This is a genomic window from Polaromonas sp. CG_9.11 (assembly GCF_015752225.1).
Taxonomy (GTDB): domain Bacteria; phylum Pseudomonadota; class Gammaproteobacteria; order Burkholderiales; family Burkholderiaceae_C; genus Polaromonas.
The window spans coordinates 215,245-235,801 of record NZ_JADOVE010000003.1 but is presented as its reverse complement, the minus strand read 5'-3'; the positions used below and the strand labels follow the sequence as shown (position 1 = coordinate 235,801).

Here is a 20,557-nt window from a genome sequence, read left to right as displayed (position 1 = left end):
GCGGCTGTGCTCATTCCGGCTCCAGTTCCTTGGCCAGCGGAATCAGCCGGGCCGCTTCCGAGTCAGGCAGGGCTTCGACGTTGCGCAGCGCCTTGCCCATCACCCGGCTGCGCTGCTCGGCGCTGCTGAGCGTGTTGAGCACGGTTTCGGTTTGCGACTTGACCTTGGCCAGCACGTCGCCAAACTTGCCGAACTCGGTCTTGACCGCGCCCAGCACCTGCCAGACTTCGCTGGAGCGCTTTTCCAGCGCCAGCGTGCGAAAGCCCATTTGCAGGGAGTTGAGCATGGCCAGCAGCGTGGTCGGCCCGGCCAGTGTGATGCGGTGCTCGCGCTGCAGGCATTCGATCAGGCCCGGACGGCGCAGCACCTCGGCATACAGGCCCTCGGTGGGCAAGAACAAAATGGCAAAGTCGGTGGTGTAAGGCGGCTCGATGTATTTTTCAGAGATTGATTTCGCTTCCAGCCGGATGCGCATTTCCAGCGCCTTGCCAGCCACCTCGGCGCCCGGCCCGTCGGCGCGCTGCTGCGCATCGAGCAGGCGTTCGTAGTCTTCGTTCGGAAACTTGGCATCGATGGGCAGCCACAGCGGTTCGCCCGAATCGGACCGGCCCGGTAACTTGATGGCGAAATCGACCGGGTTCTTGCCGCCGCGCCGGGTCACGACCTGGGCGGCATACTGCTCCACCGTGAACACCTGCTCCAGCAGCGCGGCCAGCTGGGCCTCGCCAAAAATGCCGCGCGTCTTCACATTGGTCAGCAAATGCTTGAGGTCGCCCACGCCCTGCGCCAGCGTCTGCATTTCGCCCAAGCCCTTGTGCACCTGTTCGAGCCGGTCGGCCACCTGTTTGAAGCTCTGGCCAAGCCGCGCTTCCAGCGTGTTCTGCAGTTTTTCATCGACGGTGCGGCGCATTTCGTCGAGCTTGGCCGAATTGGTCTGCTGCAGCTGCGCCAGCTGGTGCGCCAGCGTTTCACGCACCTCGCCCATGCGCCGGGCATTCGACTCGCTGACCGACTGCAACTGGGTCGTCAGCGTGTCGGAAACGCTTTGCTGCAGCACGCTGAGCTGGCGCGAAAAGGCATCGATCTGGGTGTTCTGGGTGCGCGTGGCTTCGGCGCTTTGCTGCACCAGCGTTTGCTGGAAGGTGGCCAGCGTCGAAGCCAGTTCCTGGCGGCTGCTGCGCGCGCTGTCGCTGATTTCGCGCCGCAGTTCGCGCTCCAGCCGGTCGCTGATGTCGGCAAACCCGTTGAGCAGTTCGGCATGGCCTTCGGCGGGCGCGGGCTTGCGCACCAACAGCCAGACCAGCAGCAGCAGGTTGGCCAGCAGCAGGACCGCCGCCAGCCAGAATTCAGGGGAATTAATCACTATTTATTTGATAGCTAACACGGCAGCATTCAAGGGCGTTAAAGGCTTATTTCCTGTAAAAAAAGCGATCAGGTTGTCGGCCGCCAGGCTGGCCATGGCCAGGCGCGTCGGCAGTGTGGCACTGGCGATGTGCGGCGTCAGCACCACATTCGGCACGGCCAACAGGTCGGGATGCACCGACGGCTCGCCTTCGAACACGTCGAGGCCTGCCGCTGCAATCGTCCGGTTGCGCAAGGCTGCTGCCAGTGCCGCGTCATCGACAATGCCGCCGCGCGCAATGTTGACCAGCGTTGCAGTTGGCTTCATCAGCGCCAGTTCGGCGGCACCGATGACATGGTGCGATGCCGGTGAATACGGCAGCACCAGCACCAGATGGTCGGCAGTCTTGAGGAGTTCGTCCTTGCCGACGTAGCGGGCCTGGCATTCGGCCTCCAGCGCCGCATCGAGCCGGGAGCGGTTGTGGTAGATCACCTTCATGCCAAAGCCATGCGCGCCGCGCTTGGCAATTCCCTGCCCGATGCGGCCCATGCCCAGGATGCCCAGCACGCTGCCGTGGATGTCGGAGCCGGCGAACATGTCGTAGCGCCATTTCGTCCATTGCCCGGCGCGCAGGAAATGCTCGCTTTCGGTGATGCGGCGGGCCGTGGCCATCAGCAGCGCAAAGCCGAAGTCGGCGGTGGTTTCGGTGAGCACGTCGGGCGCGTTGGTCGCCAGCACGCCGGCGGCGGTCATGGCGTCGATGTCAAAGTTGTTGTAGCCGACGGCCATGTTGGCGCAGATTTTCAGTTCGGGGCAAGCGGCCAGCACTTCGGCGTCGATGCGGTCGCCCCCAGTGGTGAAGGCGCCAGCTTTGCCTTGCAGGTGCGCGATCAGTTCGGCCTTGGACCAGGTGTGGTCGTCCTGGTTGGACTCGACCTCGAAATGCTGCTCAAGCCGGGCAATGACTTCAGGAAAAACGGCGCGGGCAATCAGGATCTTGGGTTTGCTCATGGGGAAGGGTTGCTTTCTTTATTTGAACCAGAGGAAGGTCATGATGACGAACAACGGAATCAGGACACCGCCTGACCACAGCATGTAGCCGAAGAAGCTCGGCATTTTCACGCCACGGTCCTCGGCGATGGCCTTGACCATCAGATTGGGCGCGTTGCCAATGTAGGTGTTGGCGCCCATGAACACCGCACCGGCCGAAATGGCGGCGAGCGTCGGGGCGAAGGTGGTCATCAGCGCCTGCGGGTCGCCGCTGGCGGTGTTGAAGAACACCAGGTAAGTCGGCGCATTGTCTAAAAAGGAGCTGAGTGCGCCGGTAGCCCAGAAGTACATCGCCGGATCGGGCGATCCGTCTGGCCGGGTCACGCTGGACACCACCGCGCCAAAAGGGCCGCTGGCGCCGGCCTTGAGCATGGCGATCACCGGGATGATGGTCAGGAAAATGCCGGCAAACAGCTTGGCGACTTCCACCATCGGTCCCCAGGAAAACTGGTTGTCTGCATGGACCTTTTCAGAGGTGATGCGCAGCGAGATGAAGGTGATGGCAACCAGCCCCGCATCGCGCACCAGGCCGGGCAGACCGACGCGGGTGCCGGCCATGTCGAACGCCACGGGCGACTTCCAGAGGCCGCTGAGCAGCACCAGCCCGGCAACCGCGCCGAGCAGCCAGAAGTTGGCGCCGCCATCAAAGCCGATGCGCCGGGTGTCGGGCGTCGGGTCGAGCGGCCACAGCGCTCTTCGACGATGGTAAAACCACGAATCCAGCGCAAAGAAGATCGCCAGCAGCGAGCCCACCAGAAACAGCGTTTCAGGAAAGATATGCTGCGCGGTCCAGAAAAAATCCACGCCCTTGAGGAAACCCAGGAACAACGGCGGATCACCCAGCGGCGTCAGCGAGCCGCCAGCGTTCGACACGATGAAGATGAAGAACACCACCACATGCGCCTTGTGCGCGCGGTTGTCATTGGCGCGGATCAGAGGCCGGATCAGCAGCATCGAGGCGCCGGTGGTACCCATGAAGCTGGCCAGCACTGCGCCAATACCCAGGAGGGCGGTGTTCAGCCCCGGGCTGCCATGCAGGTTGCCCCGGATGTGAATGCCGCCGGCGACGGTAAAAAGTGCCGTCAGGAGCAGGATGAAGGGAATATATTCCTCCAGCAGCGCATGCATGAAGCTGAACGCCGCCAGGCCGGGGCCGTACATCGCGGCGAAGGGCAGCAAAAAAGCCAGCGACCAGGCGGCCGACACCTTGCCGAAATGGTGATGCCAGAAGAATGGCGCCAGCAGCGGCAGCAGCGCAATTGACAGCAGCAGGCCGGCAAACGGCACGGCAAACAGCGCCGGCAGCACGCTGCCATCGAGCGAGGCAGCGAACGACAGGCCGGGCGACAGGCAAAGTAGCGCAAACGCGGCACTGCAGCGAAGAAATTTCATGGACAGATCAGGTTAAAAGCCCAATACCCGTGGCCGCAGAGCGCGGGCTGCTGGGCTCAGCGTACCGATGCGACATCAAACACCTGGCGCAGGTAGGCCAGGTATTTTTCGTCGTCGCACATGTTCTTGGACGGTGTGTCGGACAGCTTGGCCACCGGCTGGCCATTGCAGCGCACCATCTTGATGACGATCTGCAGCGGCTCGAACCCCAGGTCGTTGGTCAGGTTGGTGCCGATGCCGAAGGCCAGCTGGCAGCGCCCGCGGAACTGGCGGTACAGATCGATGGTGCGGGGTACCGTGAGCGCGTCGCTGAAGATCAGCGTTTTGGTCCTGGGATCGACACGGTTTTTCACGTAGTGGCCGATCATGCGTTCACCCCACTGGAACGGGTCGCCGCTGTCATGGCGGGCGCCGTCGAACAGCTTGCAAAAGTACAGGTCGAAGTCGCGCAGGAAGGCGCTCATGCCGTACACGTCAGACAGCGCAATGCCCAGGTCGCCCCGGTATTCCTTGGCCCACACTTCAAAGCCGAACACTTGGCTGTCGCGCAAGCGCGGCCCCAGCGCCTGGCAGGCCTGCAAGTACTCATGCGCCATCGTGCCCAGCGGGGTCAAGCCGAGCTTCATGGCGAACAGCACGTTGCTGGTGCCGGCCAGTTGCCCTTCCGCGCCGCTGCCCAGGCGGGTGAGCAGCGTGCGCAGCACTTCTTCATGCCAGGCCTTGCTGAAACGCCGGCGCGTGCCGTAGTCGGCGATCTTGAGTTCCGCAAGGCTCCTGACCTGCAGTTGTCCGATCTTGGTTTCCAGGCGCTTTCGGCCATCGGCGAGGTCGGGCTGCTTTTGCGTGTTGCGGAAATAGACCTCGTTGATGATGGCCAGCACCGGAATCTCGAACAGGATGGTGTGCAGCCACGGGCCCTTGATCAGGACTTCGATCTCGCCCGAAGGCAGGGCCTTGACGCTGACATACTTTTCACTGAGCCGGAAGATCGCCAGGAAATCGACAAAGTCGCTCTTGATGAAACGCATGGCCTTCAGGTAGCTCAGTTCAGCATCCTGGAACTGCAGGCTGCACAGCCCGCGGATTTCCTCGCGAATCTCGTGCACGTAGAACGACAGGTCGCCGATTCCGGGCGCGCCGGCGTTGCGGCACTTGAACTTGTATTCCACCTCGGCAGCGGGGAACTGGTGCAGGACCACCTGCATCATGGTGAACTTGTACAGGTCGGTGTCGAGCAGGCTGGTGATGATCATGGTGAACCCTGGAGCCGCGTGGGGCGGAATGCGTTGCGCCAAGCCCGCTGCCGGGCCTGGCACTTCTTGACGGTGGTTGCAGGGGGCAATCAGGTGCCGAGAAAGTCCACTTCGAACAGCAAGGTAGCGTTCGGCGGAATCGCGCCGCCCGCGCCACGCGCGCCGTAGCCGAGCGCTGCCGGAATCACCAGGCGGCGCGTCCCGCCAACCGACATGCCCTGCACGCCCTCGTCCCATCCCTTGATGACTTCACCGGCACCGAGCGAGAACTGGAAGGGCTGGCCACGGTCCTTGCTGGAGTCGAATTTCTTGCCCTGCACGCCGTCGTTGTAGAGCCAGCCGGTGTAATGCACCTTGACGTATTGGCCGGCCTTGGCGATGGCGCCGGTGCCCAGCACGGTGTCTTCGTACTGCAGTCCCGAGGCGGTGGTGGTCGTCGTCATGGCAATGTCCTTTGTAGCGATGGATTGAAAAATGAATGAGCACCCAGAACGGGCTCATTTCACGAGTCTCTGACTTTACCCGCAACCAGCCACAGCAAACGGTCGGCGCGCGAGGCCAGCAGACGATTTTGCTCGACGACGAGCAGCGCCATGCCTTCGTCCCGGAGGGCCAGCAGGGCATCGCGGATCGACGCTACCAGCACCGGCGCAATGCCTTCGCAGGGCTCGTCGAGCAGCAGGACTTTCGGGCCGGTCATCAGGGTGCGGGCAATCGCCAGCATCTGCTGCTGGCCGCCGCTCATCTGCGCGGCGGGCCGGTTGAGCAGGGTTTTGAGGACCGGAAACAGGTCCAGCGCCCGGGCTTCATGCGCCCTGGCATCGCGGGCGGCGGCGACATGCAGGTTTTCGCGCACCGTCAGTTCGGTGAACAGCCGCCGGTCTTCGGCGACATAACCCAGTCCGGCCTGGGCGCGCCGGTGGGTTTCCCAGCGTTCGACAGTGGCCGTGCCGGACGGCATCTGGTAACGAATCGTGCCCTCGGTACGCACGTCCAGGCCCATTAGCGCCTTGAGCAGCGTTGATTTACCCGCGCCGTTCAGCCCTTGCAACACGACCATCTCTCCGGCTGCCACGCCAAGCGACACCTCGAACAAGGCTTGCGCCGGCCCATAGAAGGCGCTGAGCCTGTCGATCTCAAGCATGCGCAGCTCCTTTGGCATTTGTGGCAGCACCGGCATCGTCCAGACCATCGCCAAGGTAGAGCCGGCGCACGTCGGCATCGCGGGAAATTTCGTCAAACGAGCCCTGCGCCGCCAGCCGGCCCTCGATCAGCACAAGCACCCGGTCGGCGACACCGGCCACGGCGTCCATGTTGTGCTCGGTATAGAGCACGGCCATGCCTTGAGCGGCCAGCTTTTTCACCCATTGCATCAGGCTGGCGCGCTCGGCTTCAGAGAGGCCGGCGGCCGGTTCGTCGAGCAGCAGCAGTTTGGGCGCGGCGGCCAGCGCCATGGCGAGTTCAAGCCGCTTTTTGGCGCCGTAGGCCAGGCTCGCCACGTCCTCGCCGGCGGCATCGCGCAGACCGGCCTGGTCCAGCAGCGCCCTGGCCGCCCCGACCGACTGCCGGTCCAGAAGTTTAAAGGCCGAAATGGCATTTTGCGCACTACTGGCCTGTACGGCCAGCTGCACATTTTGTAGCACGGTCAGCGCTTCAAAGACCTGCGCCACCTGAAAGGTGCGCGCCACGCCGTGGCGCAGGCGCGCGGCCGGCGCCAGCCTTTCCAGCGCCTGGCCGTTCCACAGGATGCGGCCGCCGGTCAGCGGGTACTGGCCGGCAATGCAGGCAAAGCAGGTCGATTTGCCTGCGCCGTTGGGACCGATCAGCGCCACGCATTCACCCGCCGCAACGTCGAAGCTCACGCCATCGACCGCATGGATGCCGCCAAAATACTTCACCAGCCCTTGCACTTGCAGCATCAGCGCGTCCCCCCATTGGCACGCCGGCCGCTGACGCGGTGCAGCAGGCCCAGCAACCCGGACGGCGAAGCCACCATGATCAGCATGATGAACAGGCCCAACAGGCCGCGCCAATACGTCACTTCACGGCCCAGTTCGGCGCCCAGGTAGCTCAGCACCACGCTGCCCACCACCGCGCCCCAGAGCTGGTGCACGCCGCCGAGCAACACCACCAGCAGTGCATCGACCGAGGTGGACACGGCCGCCAGCGACGGAAACACCGCGCCCTTGTGCGCAGCGAACAACCCGCCCGCCAGGCCCGCCAGCACCGCGCTTTCCACAAACACCCGGTACTTGAGCCAGCCTACTGACAGGCCGGACGCGGCAGCGCGAAGCGGCGCATCGCGCACCGCCTGAAGCGCCGCGCCCATCACTGAGCGACCGAGGAACCGCAGCGCGAATACGGCGATCAAGGCCAGCGCCACCAGCAGCGCATAAAACAGCGGCCGGCCGTCATCGCTCACCAGCCGAAGGCCTATCAGCCCGTTGTCGCCACCCGTGAGGCCCACCCACTGCGTCGCGCCGGCCCAGACCACCTGCGCCAGCGCCAGCGACAGCATCGCCAGGTAGACGCCGCTGCTGCGTACCACCGCCGCGCCGAACACTGCGGCCACGGCCAGCGCGGCGCCGCAGCCCACGGCCAGCGCGACCGGAAGCGTGGCGCCCCACAGGCTGTGCGACAACGCCGCACCATAGGCGCCGAGCGCAAAAAACGCTGCATGGCCAAAACTGACCAGCCCGCCCAGGGACATCATGGCCTGCAGGCTGATGCCGAAAATCATCAGGATCAAGCCGTCGGCGGCCAGCGCCTGCCAGTAGGCCCCGCCAGACCAGGCCAACGCAGCGAGCAAGGCAAACGCCAGCGCGATCATCGCGGTCCAGCCGCGCCCCAGCCGAAGGCCGCGAAACTTCTGCGCCGCCTCGCGGTTGCCGCCGTGGTCCAGCGATGCAGTCGGTCCGCCCTTGAGCCCCTGCGGCCTGAACACCAGCACCACCGCCATGGTCAGGAATACCACCACCAGCGTGGCCTGCGGAAACCAGGCGGTGCCGAAGGCATGCACCAAGCCGATCAGCAGCGCGGCCACAAAGGCGCCGCCAATACTGCCCAGCCCGCCGGTGACGACGACAACGAAGGTCTCGACGATCACGTTCATGTCCATCTGCAGATGTGCCGGTTCGCGCGGCAGCTGCAGCGCGCCGCCCAATCCGGCCAGCGCGCAGCCCAGCACCACCGCGCCCAGCATCAGCGGCCTGGGGTTCACGCCCAGCGCCGCCAGCATGGCGCGGTCCTGCGTGGCGGCGCGCAGCCGCTGGCCAAACAGCGAACGGCGCAGCAGCACATGCAGCCCCCACCAGACCAGCGGCCCGAGCGCGATCATGGCCAACTGGTACACAGGAAAAAATTCGTCGCCGATCTGCACCGAGCCCTTGAGCCCGGGAAAGCGTGGCGCAAACACCTCGTCCGGCCCGAAGCCCCATTGCATCGCGTCATGCATCGCCAGACTCAGACCGAAGGTCGCCACCAGCTGGTACAGCTCGGGCGCGCCCGACATTCGTCTTAACAGGAAGAATTCGGCAATGGCACCCGCCCCTGCTGCGCAGGCAGCTCCCAGAAGAATAGCAAGCATGTACAGCGGCAGACTTTCGCCCCAGGCCGGAAACCAGTCGGTGACCCAGTGCGCGGTGAACAGCGCGCCCAGCATGAAAAAGCTGCCATGCGCGAAATTGACGATCCGCGTGACGCCGAAAATCAGCGTCAGCCCCGCCGCCATCAAAAACAGCGTGGTCGCGTAAGACAGTCCGCCGAGCAGTTGGACGACGGAAAAGCTCACTGAATCACTCTAGCCAATTAGTGAACTCGGCCGCGCTCACGCGCGGCGTGCGAAAGGTGTTGACCAGCGCCGATTCGTCGGCATAGCCGAGCGACATGCCGCAGACCAGCATCTCGTCGTCGCCCGCGCCGATGTGCGGCATGATGATCTTGGCAAAGCCGTTCCAGGCCGCCTGCGGGCAGGTATGCAGGCCATGGCCGCGCGCGGCGACCATGAAGTTTTGCATAAACATGCCGTAGTCCAGCAGCGAGCCCCGGCCCATCACCCGGTCCAGGGTGAACATCAGCCCGACCGGCGCATCAAAAAAACGGTAGTTGCGCTGGTGCTGCGCATGCATCTTGTCCTTGTCGCCCTTGGTGATGCCCAGCAGGCCGTACAGCCCCCAGCCATTCTCGCGCCGGCGGTCAATGTAGGGCGACACCCATTTCTCCGGGTAATAGTCGTATTCCTCCTGATACTCGGCCGCCAGCGCCGGGTTGTCGCGCAGCGCGTCATGGGCGCGGCAGACTTTTTCAACCAGACTGTCCTTGCTCGCGCCCTGGAGCACGTAGGCTTTCCATGGCTGCGTGTTGGTGCCCGACGGCGCGCGGCTGGCCAGTTCGAGCAAATGCAGAATCAGCGCGCGCGGCACCGGCGCGGGCAGGAACTCGCGCATCGACTGACGGCTTTCGATAGCGCGATCGACCGCATTGACGGGCGGCTGGCAGGCGCTGCTCGGCGCGTCGTCGGGCGCAAAATCGCCCGCGACGACAGGGTGGACGGAAGAATCGGTTGGGTTCATTTCAGCAGCTCCAGGACAGACAGTAATTCAGGTGGCAGACGGCTTGCCGGCCGACGCGTGGCGCGGTCGACGTACACATGGATGAAATGGCCCCGGGCCGCACACGGCAGGTTGTCATCGGCCGGGAACAGCGCGACCTCGTAGCGCACGCTGGAGGCGCCGGCATGCGCCACCCGGATGCCGGCCACCACCGCTTCGGGAAACGCCAGCGGCGAAAAATAGTTGCAGCAGGTTTCGACCACCAGGCCAATCACGCTGCCGGCATGGATGTCCAGCGCGCCGCGCTCGATCAGCAGGCCGTTGACGGCAGTGTCGAACCAGCTGTAATAAACGACGTTGTTGACATGCCCGTAAAGGTCGTTGTCGGACCAGCGGGTGCCGATGGCCCGAAAGGCCCGGTAATCGCTGCGGTATTCGGGCTGGGGTCGGGGAGTCAGGCTCATGGGAACGCTATTTTGCCAGCGCATCAACCGGCCGATTGCCACCGGCGCCAATATTCAAGCGCCACGCGGTAGGTGTTGACCTGCACCTGCACGGTGTCGTCGATGTTCACGCCATAGCCCCCGGCCATTGAAAAAGCCAGTGGAATCCGCCGTTGCCAAGCCCAGTCAAACACCCGCCGGTCGCGCGCCTCCAGGCCGTCGAAGCTCAGGCTCAACCGTCCCAGGCGGTCGCCTTCGTACGGGTCGGCGCCGGCCAGGAACAGGACCAGACCGGGTTCAAAACGCCGATCCAACTCGTCCAGCGCATGTTCCAGCGCCTGCAGGTAAGGCGCGTCCAGGCAGCCATCGGGCAATTCGACATCCAGATCGCTCGCCTCCTTGCGAAACGGAAAATTCTTTTCGCCATGCAGCGACAGCGTGAACACGCTGGCGTCGCCAGCAAAGATGCTGGCCGTGCCATTGCCCTGGTGCACGTCCAGGTCAACCACCGCGACCTGCAGCGGCCGGCGCGCCTGGCGGTGCTGCCGCGCCCATTCGGCCTGCATCAGCCGCGCGGCCACCGCCGAATCGTTGAACACGCAAAAACCACCACCCTTGCCTGCGTAGGCATGGTGGGTTCCGCCTGCAAGGTTGGCGGCAATGCCCTCGGGTCGGGCACCCGGCGCCAGCCCCAAAGCTGTCCGCGCCGCCATCACAGTGGCGCCAGCCGAACGCCTGGCGCGCTCGGCCATAGCCAGGCTCCAGGGAAAGCCGATCTCGCGCTGCGCCGGCGCCGGCAGCGTGCCCAGGGCGATGGCCTCTATATAGGCAGGCGTGTGCACCAGCGCCAGTTCGCCATCGCTGGCAGCCGGTGCCGGGCCCAGACGGACCCCGGGCAACTCTCCGACCAGCCGCTCACGCAGCAGTCTGTACTTGGGCATGGGAAAGCGGTGTCCGACGGGCAACGGCAATACAAAGTGGTCGGCGTAGAAGGCTTGCACGAGAGGTGATCCTGAAACAACTGATTTAAATCAGAGTAACCTATCTATATTGGTGCGTTGCAGCAAAATATATTTGCAAAAGGACGGGTTTCTCCTATAATCAATTCCATGTTGCAGTGCAGCAATTCAGCGCAAAGCAACTACTAACCTTTAACGACACATTTGGAGATTAACTATGCTGACCGCTGAACAACTCATGGCTTCCCACAAAGCAAACATCGAAACCCTGTTTGGTCTGACCCAGAAAGCCTTCGAAGGCGTTGAAAAACTGGTCGAACTGAACGTTCAGGCCACCAAGGCTGCCCTGGCCGAAACCGCCAATAACGCACAAGCCGTCATGGGCGTCAAGGACGCACAGGAACTGCTTGCGCTGCAAGCCAGCATGGTCCAGCCTCTGGCTGAAAAAACCGCCGCCTACAGCCGACATCTGTACGACATCGCCCAGTCCGCCGGCGCTGAGATCAGCAAGACTTTCGAAGGCCAGACCGCTGAAGCCCAGAAGAAATTTGCCGACCTGGTCGAAAGCGCCACCCAGAATGCACCTGCCGGTTCCGAAACCGCAGTGACCATGATGAAAAGCGCCATGACCGCCGCCAACACGGCTTTTGAATCGGTGCAAAAAGCCGTCAAGCAAGCCGGCGACATGGCCGAGACGAACTTCAACACGGTGTCCGAGTCTGCCTTGAGCGCCAGCAAGGCCACTTCCAAGAAGCGTTGATTCCAATTTGCTGTTTTCGGTGCCCGGCGCACCTTGAAAGCAGATGGAGTCTGCTTCGTGAGGCAGGTCTGAATTGACCGGTTTCAACCAGTTGTCTCCTCGGTTCCTTGCAGAAACGTCTGGTTTCGCGGTTCCGTTCAGGCCCAGTCTCGCGACTGGGCTTTTTTTTGATAAAATCAGCCTTTTGCGCAGGCGCAGCAAGCCTGAATAGCTATTGAAAGATAAGCAAACCCGATCAAGAGTTCAGGGTCTGGTCGTGATGCCGGCAGCCAGCCGGGCCTTCAACGCCGGAAGCGCCGCCAGCATCGCCGCCCTGCCCGATTCAATCGCCAGCTTGCGGGCCGAGAAATCGGCGCTCTTCAGCCCTGCTTGCGAAGGCCGCACCACCACATCGGCTTCCTTCAATTCGTACTGGTTGATACTTTTCCCCATGATGGAAAAGGTCTGCAGCAGGATTTGAAGCGTGTCACCCGCCGGGTTGCCTTCGGGCGGGTTTGAAATATCGACCGCGATCACGATGTCGGCGCCCATCTGCCGGGCAAAGCGCACCGGCACCGGCGACACCAGGCCACCATCGACATATTCATGCCCGCTGATCCTGACTGGCACGAACACCGCAGGCACCGCGCTGGACGCCCGCACCGCCGTGCCGGTGTCGCCGCTGCGAAACAGCACTGCCTGGCCGCTGTTGAGGTCGGTGGCCACGATGCCCAGCGGAATCGCCATGTTCTCAATCAGGCGTCCGTCCACCAGCTGGTTGACATAGCGGCCCAGCGCATCACCGCGAAACATGCCCTTGCCGATGATCGGCAGCATCCAGTCGGTCATTGCCACTTCCTCCATGCCCATGGCTGTCTGCTGCAACTGCGCGCCGGTCTTGCCAGTGGCGTAAATCGCCGCGACCAGGCTGCCGGCCGAGGTGCCCACCACCATCTGCGGCCGCAGCCCGGCTTCTTCGAGCACCGCGATCACGCCAACGTGGGCAAATCCGCGCGCCGCGCCGCCGCCCAGCGCCAGGCCGATCTTCAACGGCTTCCTGACGCCAGGCAACGTGACCGCATCCGGCGCGGCTGGCTTGACGGGCGCCACCGGTGTCGTGGTGCAGCCCGCACCGAGCATGGCGGGCAGCAGCAGCTTGACCAGCCATCTTGCCCAAAACCTGCATGTCAGGCGCGCATCGGCGGCTTGGTCTGGAGTGAGTTTTTCGACCGAAAAGATATTGCGACTTATTCGCATTTGCATTAGACTCATTAACTTTCAAGCTTTCAGGAATTCTCAACATGATTAAAAGTGCGCCAGTTTTTAGCGGTCTTGCCCTTGCTGCTGCTGCCTTGATGGGTGCGGCGGGCAACGCAAGCGCCCAAGAGCAGGTGGTCAACCTGTATTCTGCCCGCCACTACCAGACCGACGAGGCGCTTTACAGCAATTTCACCCAGGCCACCGGCATCAAGGTGAACCGGGTCGATGCCGACGATGCCGGCATCCTGGCGCGCCTGAAGGCCGAAGGCGCGGCGTCGCCGGCCGACGTGATCCTGCTGGTCGATGCGGCACGTCTTTGGAAAGGCGATATTGAGGGCCTGTTCAAGCCGATCAAGTCGCCCACGCTGGAAGCGGCCATTCCGGTCAACCTGCGGGCCAAGGCCAGTCCTGAAGGCACGACATGGTTCGGCTTTTCCACCCGCGCCCGCGTGGTGGTGTATGACAAACTGAAGGTCAAGAAGACCGATGTTGACACCTACGAGGAACTGGCCGACCCGAAAAACAAGGGCTTGCTGTGCACCCGTTCGGGCGCGCACCCCTACAACCTGTCGCTGTTTTCAGCCGTCACCGAGCACCTGGGCGCAGCCAAGGCTGAGCAGTGGCTCAAGGGCCTGGTCGCCAACATGGCGCGCGACCCCAAGGGCGGCGACACCGACCAGATCAAGGCCGTGGCCAGCGGTGAATGCGGCGTGGCGCTGACCAACACGTATTACCTGGCGCGCATCATGCGATCCAACGCGCCCGAAGACAAACTGCTGGCTGAGCGCGTCGGCGTGGTGTTTCCGAACCAGGAAACCTGGGGCACGCATGTGAACATTGCCGGCGCCGCCGTGGCAAAGAATGCCAAGCACGAGGCCAATGCGGTCAAGTTCATGGAATACCTGGCCACCCCGGAGGCGCAAAACTATTTTGCCAACGGCAACAACGAATGGCCTGCCGTGGCCAGCGTGAAGGTCAACAACCCGGCGCTGCAGGCCATGACCGGCGGCAGTTTCAAGTCGGAAACCATTCCGGTCAGCGTTATCGGCTACAACCAGGTCAAGGTGCAGCAGATGCTCGACCGCGTGGGTTACAAATAATCGGATCATTGGTTACTGCCTGAGGGCAAGCCCGGCCGTTGAAAGACGGCCGGGCTTTTTCATGCGCGATAATTCGCAGCTGAATTGACGTTGACGTAAACGTCAAATCGCTTGACCGACTTTCCTTTCCCATTTTTCACCCTTTCAATTTCAAGGAACATCCCATGGACATCGCAGGCAAGGTATTTATCGTCACCGGTGGCGCATCAGGGCTGGGCGAAGGCACAGCACGCATGCTCGTCGCCAACGGCGGCAAGGTCGTGATTGCCGACATGCAGGCTGAAAAAGGCGAAGCCATCGCCAAAGAGTTGGGCGAAGGAAATGCTGCTTTCGTCAAGTGCGACGTGAGCCAGGAAGCCGACGGCCAGGCCGTGGTGGCCAGAGCCGTGTCCATGGGCAAGCTGATGGGCCTGGTCAACTGCGCCGGCATTGCACCGGCAGAAAAAACCGTCGGCAAGAATGGCGCGCACAGCCTGGCCGTGTTCAGCAAGACCATCACCGTCAACCTGGTGGGCAGCTTCAACATGATCCGTCTGGCGTCCGAAGCCATGAGCAAGAACGAACCCGAAGCCACCGGCGAGCGCGGCGTCTTGATTTCTACCGCCTCCGTGGCAGCCTACGACGGCCAGATGGGCCAGGCTGCCTACAGCGCCTCCAAGGGAGGCGTGGTCGGCATGACGCTGCCCATCGCCCGTGACCTGGCACGCAACGGCATCCGCAACATGACGATCGCCCCCGGCATTTTCGGCACGCCGATGATGTTCGGCATGCCGCAGGAAGTGCAGGATTCGCTGGCCGCCTCGGTGCCGTTTCCCTCGCGCCTGGGCACGCCGCAGGACTATGCCAAGCTGGCCAGGCACATCTTTGAAAACGACATGCTCAACGGCGAAGTGATCCGCCTTGATGGCGCGATCCGCTTGGCTCCGCGCTGAAAACATCTGCGCCGCCGGCAACGGACGGCGCTGCAGGCACTCTCTTTTTGATAGCTGGCTATGCCGAACCACCTTGCGCAAACGGCATGAAGGAGCATTAAACCCCGCGCTTTCCTTGGCATACGGTGCGGCGTCACGTACCATTGCGCTTCATCACTTCCCGAGGAAATTGCATGAAACGCCTGCTGACTTCCGTTGCCCTGGCCGCCTTGCTCGCGGCCTGCGCCAGTCCTTCCACCACCCCGTTTTCCTACAACGCGCCCGTGCAGCAGCCCGAGGGCTCTTCGGGCTTCACGCCCAAGCCGGGCTGGGCCGCCACGAAATTTGCCGTCGCTGCGGCCAATCCGCTGGCCACTGACGCCGGCTACCAGATATTGAAAGCCGGCGGCTCGGCGATTGACGCGGCCATTGCGGTGCAAATGGTGCTCTCGCTGGTCGAGCCACAATCAAGCGGCATCGGCGGCGGCGCATTTTTGCTGCATTCCAATGGCGCTGCGGTGGAAGCCTTTGATGGCCGTGAAACCGCACCAGCCTCGGCCAACGAAAACCTCTTCATCGGCGCCGATGGCAAGCCCATCCCGTTTTACGACGGTGTGGTCGGCGGCCGCTCGGTCGGCACGCCGGGCACGGTGCGCATGCTGGAAATGGCGCACAAGCAATACGGCAAGCTGCCGTGGGCCACATTGTTCGGGCCCGCCATTGCGCTGGCCGACAACGGCTTCAAGGTCAGCGCCCGGCTGGGCACGCTGCTCAAGGACGAAAAATACCTGAAGAACGACCGCACGGCAGCCGCCTACTTCTACAAGCCAGACGGCTCGCCGGTCGAGATGGGCACTACCCTGCGCAACCCGGCCCTGGCCGACGTGCTGCGGCAAATCGCCAGCCAGGGCTCCAGCGCGCTGCTGACAGGGCCGGTCGCCCAGTCCATCGTGGCCAAGGTGCAAGGCCACCCGGGCAACCCCGGCAAGCTGGACATGAACGACCTGGCCGGCTACCAGCCAAAAAAACGCGAGCCGATTTGCACCGACTACACCGCACGCGGCAAGGCTTACCTGCTGTGCGGCATGCCGCCGCCGAGTTCAGGCGCCATCGCCATCGGGCAGATCCTGGGCATCCTGAACAACACGCCAGCCGCCACGCTCGGCCTGGTGACCGGCATGGGCGGCGTGCCCGGCACCACCGGGCCCACGCCTTCGGCCGACTGGCTGCACCTGTACACCGAAGCCTCGCGGCTGGCCTTTGCCGACCGGGCGCAGTTCCTGGGCGACCCGGACTTCGTGCAGCCCCCCGGCGGCAGCTGGATGAGCCTGCTGGCGCCCGCCTACCTGAGCGAGCGTGCCAAGCTGATCCAGCCAAGCGGCCCGAGCATGAAAAACGCCAAGCCCGGCGTTCCGGGCGCGGTCAGCAAAGCGTATGCCGCCATGCCGGACCAGCCTGAATACGGCACTTCGCACATCAGCATCGTTGACAGCTTCGGCAACGCGATTGCCATGACGACCACGATCGAGGACCAGTTCGGCTCGCGACTGATGACCGACGGCGGCACCGGCAAGACGGGCGGCTTTTTGCTGAACAACGAACTGACCGACTTCAGCTTCGCGCCGACGGACGCCGAAGGCAAGCCGGTCGCCAACCGGGTGCAGGCCGGCAAGCGGCCGCGCTCGTCAATGGCGCCGACACTGGTGTTCGACAAGGCGACCGGCCAGCTCGTCATGAGCGGTGGCAGCCCTGGCGGCGCGCTGATCATCCATTTCACCGCCAAGACGCTGTATGGCGTGCTGAACTGGGGACTGATGCCGCAGCAGGCCATCGACCTGCCCAACTTTGCGTCGCTGAACGGACCGACGCTGCTGGAAGAAAAGCGCTTTGCGCCGGCCACGGTCGAAGCGCTACGCGCGCGCGGCGCCGAAGTGCGCGAGCAGCCCATGACCAGCGGCCTGCAGGCCATCACGCGCGGCCAGGCCCATGGCATGACGCTCTGGCTGGGCGGCGCCGATCCCCGGCGTGAAGGCCTGGTGATGGGGGATTGATGACAAAAAAGCCTGATTAGCTACGTGCATCAGACGTTTTTCCCCTGTCATTTACGCGAAGGCGGGAATCCAATGTTCGATGCCCAGCGGCGGCTGTATTCCCGCCTTCGCGGGAATGACGGCTTTCACTGTCTGAGGCATGTACCCAATCAGGTAAAAAAAGCTTTACCCGCTTGTCTGCCCGTCAAAAGCTGCTATCCATTCAGTAGCGATTCTTGCTTCAGGCGCCACGGCGGCTGAAGCGACCTGCGCCCCTGGGCCAAGCCGATACTCACGACTTCACCGAACCGGTTTGCAGCGGTTCGGCCGGTGCATCGGGTCCGACTTCTGCGATCCGCTCATACTCCGAAATCACCTGCGCGCCCAGCAGCAGCAGCGTGGCGGCAATTTCCAGGCTGAGCAGCACGACGATGGCGGTGGTCAGTGAGCCATACACCAGTCCGACCTGCGACAGCGTGGCGAAGTACCAGACCAGCCCATGGCGCGTCACTTCCCACAACAGCGCGGCCGTCACGCCGCCCATCAGCGCCCGCCGCAGGGACAGCTGGCCCACCGGCATCACCAGGTAGACCGAAGTCAGCACGAAGATTTCGCCGGTCAGTCCCAGCAGGTAAAGCAAAATGCCTGAAAAACCGCTCAGCGACCAGCTCGCACCCAGGAATTCGAGGCGCTTGTCGCCCAGCGCCTGAAAGCTTCCGGCCACCAGCGTCATCAGCAAGAAACCCAGACCCAGGCAAAAAATGTAGCAATACGGCAGCACGGCCGACACCAGGAAATGCCGCCGCCGGATCGCCACTCGGTGCAGGAAAATCACCGACATCGCGTTTTCCAGGACGGTGAAGGCCAGCGAGCTGAAAAACAGCATCGTGACCAGCAGCACCCAGCCCATGACCTCCCGGTGCGCCAGGAAATTGGTCAGTTCGTTGACGATGAACCGGGACTCTCCCGGTGCCAGCCAGCCGATGTAGCGGCCGAGCGATGCCAGCAACGCGGCCTGGTCGATGACATGCGACAGCGCAATCGCAATCAATATCAGCAGCGGAACAATCGACAGCAGGGCGTAGTAAGCCACCGCGCCGGCCAGCAGCAAACCCTGGTTCGCGCGAAAGCCCTTGATGATCTGCCAGGCAAAGGCGCCAGGGTGGCGCAGCACGTAAGCAGCCTGCGGGTCAAGCGTCATGAAGGGGGCCTGGGGTCGAGGACAGTTGAAAAAGGGAGGGATTCATTATGCGGGGCGGGCGGCAGGCCGGACAACGCCTTCCGCCCAATCCCTTGTAGGCAGCTGTGCTTAAATTGGCGTTCAACTTTTCTGACCCATGGCCATTCCCCAATCATTCATCCAGGAGCTTTTAGCCCGCGCCGACGTGGTCGACATCGTCGGGCGTTACGTGCAGCTCAAAAAAGGCGGCGCCAACTTCATGGGCCTGTGCCCGTTCCACGGCGAAAAATCACCGTCTTTCAGCGTCAGCCCGTCCAAGCAGTTCTACCATTGCTTTGGCTGCGGCAAGAACGGAAACGCCATCAGTTTCCTGATGGACCATGCTGGCATGACTTTTATCGAAGCGGTGAAAGACCTGGCCCAGCAATACGGCCTGCAGGTGCCCGAAGACGACGTTTCACCCCAGGACCGCGCCCGGGCAGCGCAGGTACGCGAGCAGCAGGCGACGCTGACCAGTGTGCTGGAAAAAGCCGGCCTGGCCTACATCCGGCAGTTGCGCACCTCGGAGCACGCAATCCAGTACTTTAAGCGGCGCGGTGTGTCGGGTGAAATTGCCAAGACCTTCGGCCTCGGTTACGCCCCCGAAGGCTGGCGCAGCCTGGCCAGCGTGTTTCCCGACTACAACGACTCCTTGCTGGTGGAAAGCGGGTTGGTCATCACCGGCGAACCTGGAGAAGAAAACGCCGCTGGCGAGGCCAAGCGCTACGACCGTTTCCGCGACCGGATCATGTTTCCGATCCGCAACGTCAAGGGCGAATGCATCGGTTTTGGCGGCCGCGTGCTGGGCGACGACAAGCCCAAATACCTCAATTCGCCCGAAACGCCGGTGTTCAGCAAGGGCCGCGAGCTGTATGGCCTGTTCGAGGCGCGCACGGCCTTGCGCCAGCACGGCTACGCGCTGGTCACCGAAGGCTATATGGATGTGGTCGCGCTGGCGCAGCTGGGCTTTCCCAATGCGGTCGCCACGCTGGGCACCGCGTGCACCTCGGAGCACGTGCAAAAACTGTTCCGCTTCACCGATTCGGTGGTGTTCAGCTTTGACGGCGACAGCGCCGGCCGGCGTGCAGCGCACAAGGCGCTCGACGCCGCCCTGCCCTTTGCAAGCGACGTGCGCACCGTCAAGTTCCTGTTTCTGCCAGCCGAGCATGACCCGGACAGCTTCATTCGCGAGCACGGCCAGGAAGGTTTTGCCGCTTATGTCAGCAAGGCAGTGCCGCTGAGCCGCTTCCTGCTGGAAGCCGCAGGCGAAGGCTGCGACCTGGACACCGCCGAGGGACGCGCGCACATGGCCAGCAATGCCCGGCCGCTCTGGACTGCGCTGCCCGAAGGCATGCTCAAGCCGCAGTTGCTGGCAGAGATCGCTGACCAGGTGATGATTGACAGCCGCGAACTTCTCCACCTCTGGCAAACCGCATCCGGCGGACGTAAAGCCCATTACAAAAAAACTGGCGGTTTACCCGCGTCCAGCCCGGGCTTTCCGGCCAAGGCGGTGCCCGACCTGGACCACGGCATGCCTGCGTTTGGAGACTACCTGCCGATGGACCGGCATGACGATGCCGATTACGCCGCCTCAGAGCCCTACTTTTCGCAGCCGTCTTCTTATGCCCCGTCACCGGCAGCGCCCTCGGGCAAGCCGGGAAAGTTCGGCCGCAAGCCTTTCACCCCCGGCACTGCGCCGCGCCGCGTGACAGGCCGCATCCTGCCGGCCAGCCGCGAGGACCGGGTGCTCCGGCTGCTGCTGACCGAGCCGCAAAGCTGGGACCGGCTCAGCACCGAGGAGCACCAGTTGCTGCTCGGACTGCCGGCGCCGCACGGCGCGCTGTTTGCCTGGCTGGAAAGCCAACTGCACGAGCATGGTCCGCAATCCTGGGCCGCGTTGCGCGAAGGTTTGCGCGGCCACGCCCATGAGCACCATGCCGTGGCGCAGTTTGCCGAAGTGCTGGAAGGCGTGGACTACGACTGGGGCGAAACCCGCCGGATATTGGCGCAGCTTCAGCAAATCCGGCACGACAGTGAAATTGCCGATCTGGCTGCGCGCGCGCCAAATGACCCAGCCGTGCTGGAGCGATTACGCGAGCTCCTGGCGCAATCACGCACCCAAAGCACCCCTTCGAAACCCGCATGAACACTGGATTAATTCGTAATTGAGGGTATAATCCGAATTTTTCCGGCAAGCGCGACAGCAGCACCTCCGGCACCGGCCCCCTTTGAGCCAAGGGAAACTCCACAGGAGACGGCCAACGCACCGCAAGGACTGCATTCCAAATGTTCGCCCAAACAGCTTGCCT

Annotated in this window: 18 protein-coding genes; 5 read left to right on the top strand and 13 right to left on the bottom strand. The window is 63.3% G+C overall.

Annotated elements, in window-relative coordinates; translation table 11 throughout:
• Positions 1–10: 10 nt before the first annotated feature.
• The 11 genes from rmuC to IWX85_RS04450 all read right to left on the bottom strand — a co-directional run bounded on the left by rmuC (position 11) and on the right by IWX85_RS04450 (position 11,031).
• Positions 11–1,360, bottom strand: coding sequence for a DNA recombination protein RmuC (rmuC, locus tag IWX85_RS04500; RefSeq protein ID WP_196868898.1), 1,350 nt, complete (start codon positions 1,358–1,360; stop codon positions 11–13).
• A 6-nt stretch (positions 1,361–1,366) separates the two neighbouring features.
• On the bottom strand, positions 1,367–2,353 hold the full coding sequence (locus tag IWX85_RS04495) for a D-glycerate dehydrogenase (RefSeq protein ID WP_196868878.1): 987 nt from the start codon (positions 2,351–2,353) through the stop codon (positions 1,367–1,369).
• Positions 2,354–2,371: 18 nt separating this feature from the next.
• Positions 2,372–3,784 carry a sodium:proton antiporter gene (locus tag IWX85_RS04490; protein ID WP_196868877.1) on the bottom strand — a complete coding sequence of 471 codons (1,413 nt, stop codon included), beginning with the start codon at positions 3,782–3,784 and terminating at the stop codon, positions 2,372–2,374.
• Positions 3,785–3,840: 56 nt separating this feature from the next.
• Complete coding sequence (pncB, locus tag IWX85_RS04485) at positions 3,841–5,037, bottom strand: nicotinate phosphoribosyltransferase (RefSeq protein ID WP_196868876.1); 1,197 nt, start codon at positions 5,035–5,037, stop codon at positions 3,841–3,843.
• Positions 5,038–5,126: 89 nt separating this feature from the next.
• The gene (locus IWX85_RS04480; RefSeq protein ID WP_036811726.1) at positions 5,127–5,480 is read right to left on the bottom strand and encodes an FKBP-type peptidyl-prolyl cis-trans isomerase; all 354 of its coding nucleotides are present in this window, start codon (positions 5,478–5,480) and stop codon (positions 5,127–5,129) included.
• A 59-nt stretch (positions 5,481–5,539) separates the two neighbouring features.
• Positions 5,540–6,181 carry an ABC transporter ATP-binding protein gene (locus IWX85_RS04475; protein WP_196868875.1) on the bottom strand — a complete coding sequence of 214 codons (642 nt, stop codon included), beginning with the start codon at positions 6,179–6,181 and terminating at the stop codon, positions 5,540–5,542.
• Entirely contained in the window at positions 6,174–6,956 is a 783-nt protein-coding gene (locus tag IWX85_RS04470; RefSeq protein WP_196868874.1) for an ABC transporter ATP-binding protein, read from the bottom strand. The genes IWX85_RS04475 and IWX85_RS04470 overlap by 8 nt, the downstream gene beginning before the upstream one ends.
• Complete coding sequence (locus tag IWX85_RS04465) at positions 6,956–8,827, bottom strand: ABC transporter permease (RefSeq protein ID WP_196868873.1); 1,872 nt, start codon at positions 8,825–8,827, stop codon at positions 6,956–6,958. The genes IWX85_RS04470 and IWX85_RS04465 overlap by 1 nt, the downstream gene beginning before the upstream one ends.
• Positions 8,828–8,831: 4 nt before the next feature.
• Entirely contained in the window at positions 8,832–9,608 is a 777-nt protein-coding gene (locus IWX85_RS04460) for a nitroreductase (protein WP_196868872.1), read from the bottom strand.
• Positions 9,605–10,051, bottom strand: coding sequence for a thioesterase family protein (locus IWX85_RS04455; protein WP_036814072.1), 447 nt, complete (start codon positions 10,049–10,051; stop codon positions 9,605–9,607). Before IWX85_RS04455 ends, IWX85_RS04460 begins: the two co-directional genes overlap by 4 nt.
• A gap of 23 nt (positions 10,052–10,074) precedes the next feature.
• On the bottom strand, positions 10,075–11,031 hold the full coding sequence (locus IWX85_RS04450; RefSeq protein ID WP_036811716.1) for a histone deacetylase: 957 nt from the start codon (positions 11,029–11,031) through the stop codon (positions 10,075–10,077).
• A gap of 175 nt (positions 11,032–11,206) precedes the next feature.
• Between IWX85_RS04450 and IWX85_RS04445 the strand changes: the two genes are divergently transcribed.
• Entirely contained in the window at positions 11,207–11,749 is a 543-nt protein-coding gene (locus IWX85_RS04445; RefSeq protein ID WP_196868871.1) for a phasin family protein, read from the top strand.
• A 243-nt stretch (positions 11,750–11,992) separates the two neighbouring features.
• On the opposite strand, the gene IWX85_RS04440 is transcribed toward IWX85_RS04445, so the two are convergent.
• Positions 11,993–13,000, bottom strand: a complete 1,008-nt coding sequence (locus IWX85_RS04440) for a patatin-like phospholipase family protein (RefSeq protein ID WP_231379518.1) — start codon at positions 12,998–13,000, stop codon at positions 11,993–11,995.
• A gap of 29 nt (positions 13,001–13,029) precedes the next feature.
• Here IWX85_RS04440 and IWX85_RS04435 point away from each other — a divergent pair, with 29 nt between their 5' ends.
• From IWX85_RS04435 to IWX85_RS04425, 3 genes are all read left to right on the top strand, one after another.
• A complete protein-coding gene (locus IWX85_RS04435) occupies positions 13,030–14,088 on the top strand; it encodes an extracellular solute-binding protein (protein ID WP_196868870.1) in 1,059 nt (352 codons plus the stop codon).
• A 164-nt stretch (positions 14,089–14,252) separates the two neighbouring features.
• Positions 14,253–15,020, top strand: coding sequence for a 3-hydroxyacyl-CoA dehydrogenase (locus IWX85_RS04430; RefSeq protein ID WP_036814068.1), 768 nt, complete (start codon positions 14,253–14,255; stop codon positions 15,018–15,020).
• Positions 15,021–15,193: 173 nt separating this feature from the next.
• Entirely contained in the window at positions 15,194–17,050 is a 1,857-nt protein-coding gene (locus tag IWX85_RS04425) for a gamma-glutamyltransferase family protein (protein WP_196868869.1), read from the top strand.
• 271 nt (positions 17,051–17,321) lie between these two features.
• Here the strand turns inward: IWX85_RS04425 and IWX85_RS04420 are convergent, their stop codons facing one another.
• Positions 17,322–18,230, bottom strand: coding sequence for a YihY/virulence factor BrkB family protein (locus IWX85_RS04420; protein WP_196868868.1), 909 nt, complete (start codon positions 18,228–18,230; stop codon positions 17,322–17,324).
• 136 nt (positions 18,231–18,366) lie between these two features.
• Here IWX85_RS04420 and dnaG point away from each other — a divergent pair, with 136 nt between their 5' ends.
• The gene (gene dnaG / locus IWX85_RS04415) at positions 18,367–20,394 is read left to right on the top strand and encodes a DNA primase (protein WP_196868867.1); all 2,028 of its coding nucleotides are present in this window, start codon (positions 18,367–18,369) and stop codon (positions 20,392–20,394) included.
• Positions 20,395–20,557: the final 163 nt, after the last annotated feature.

Coding starts and splice junctions, on each gene's coding strand:
- IWX85_RS04460 (WP_196868872.1), bottom strand. CDS start 9,608: ATGAACCCAACCGATTCTTCCGTCCACCCTGTCGTCGCGGGCGATTTT.
- IWX85_RS04470 (WP_196868874.1), bottom strand. CDS start 6,956: ATGCTGCAAGTGCAAGGGCTGGTGAAGTATTTTGGCGGCATCCATGCG.
- IWX85_RS04490 (WP_196868877.1), bottom strand. CDS start 3,784: ATGAAATTTCTTCGCTGCAGTGCCGCGTTTGCGCTACTTTGCCTGTCG.
- IWX85_RS04440 (WP_231379518.1), bottom strand. CDS start 13,000: ATGAGTCTAATGCAAATGCGAATAAGTCGCAATATCTTTTCGGTCGAA.
- IWX85_RS04420 (WP_196868868.1), bottom strand. CDS start 18,230: ATGACGCTTGACCCGCAGGCTGCTTACGTGCTGCGCCACCCTGGCGCC.
- IWX85_RS04480 (WP_036811726.1), bottom strand. CDS start 5,480: ATGACGACGACCACCACCGCCTCGGGACTGCAGTACGAAGACACCGTG.
- IWX85_RS04425 (WP_196868869.1), top strand. CDS start 15,194: ATGAAACGCCTGCTGACTTCCGTTGCCCTGGCCGCCTTGCTCGCGGCC.
- pncB (WP_196868876.1), bottom strand. CDS start 5,037: ATGATCATCACCAGCCTGCTCGACACCGACCTGTACAAGTTCACCATG.
- IWX85_RS04495 (WP_196868878.1), bottom strand. CDS start 2,353: ATGAGCAAACCCAAGATCCTGATTGCCCGCGCCGTTTTTCCTGAAGTC.
- IWX85_RS04475 (WP_196868875.1), bottom strand. CDS start 6,181: ATGCTTGAGATCGACAGGCTCAGCGCCTTCTATGGGCCGGCGCAAGCC.
- dnaG (WP_196868867.1), top strand. CDS start 18,367: ATGGCCATTCCCCAATCATTCATCCAGGAGCTTTTAGCCCGCGCCGAC.
- IWX85_RS04455 (WP_036814072.1), bottom strand. CDS start 10,051: ATGAGCCTGACTCCCCGACCCCAGCCCGAATACCGCAGCGATTACCGG.
- IWX85_RS04435 (WP_196868870.1), top strand. CDS start 13,030: ATGATTAAAAGTGCGCCAGTTTTTAGCGGTCTTGCCCTTGCTGCTGCT.
- IWX85_RS04445 (WP_196868871.1), top strand. CDS start 11,207: ATGCTGACCGCTGAACAACTCATGGCTTCCCACAAAGCAAACATCGAA.
- IWX85_RS04430 (WP_036814068.1), top strand. CDS start 14,253: ATGGACATCGCAGGCAAGGTATTTATCGTCACCGGTGGCGCATCAGGG.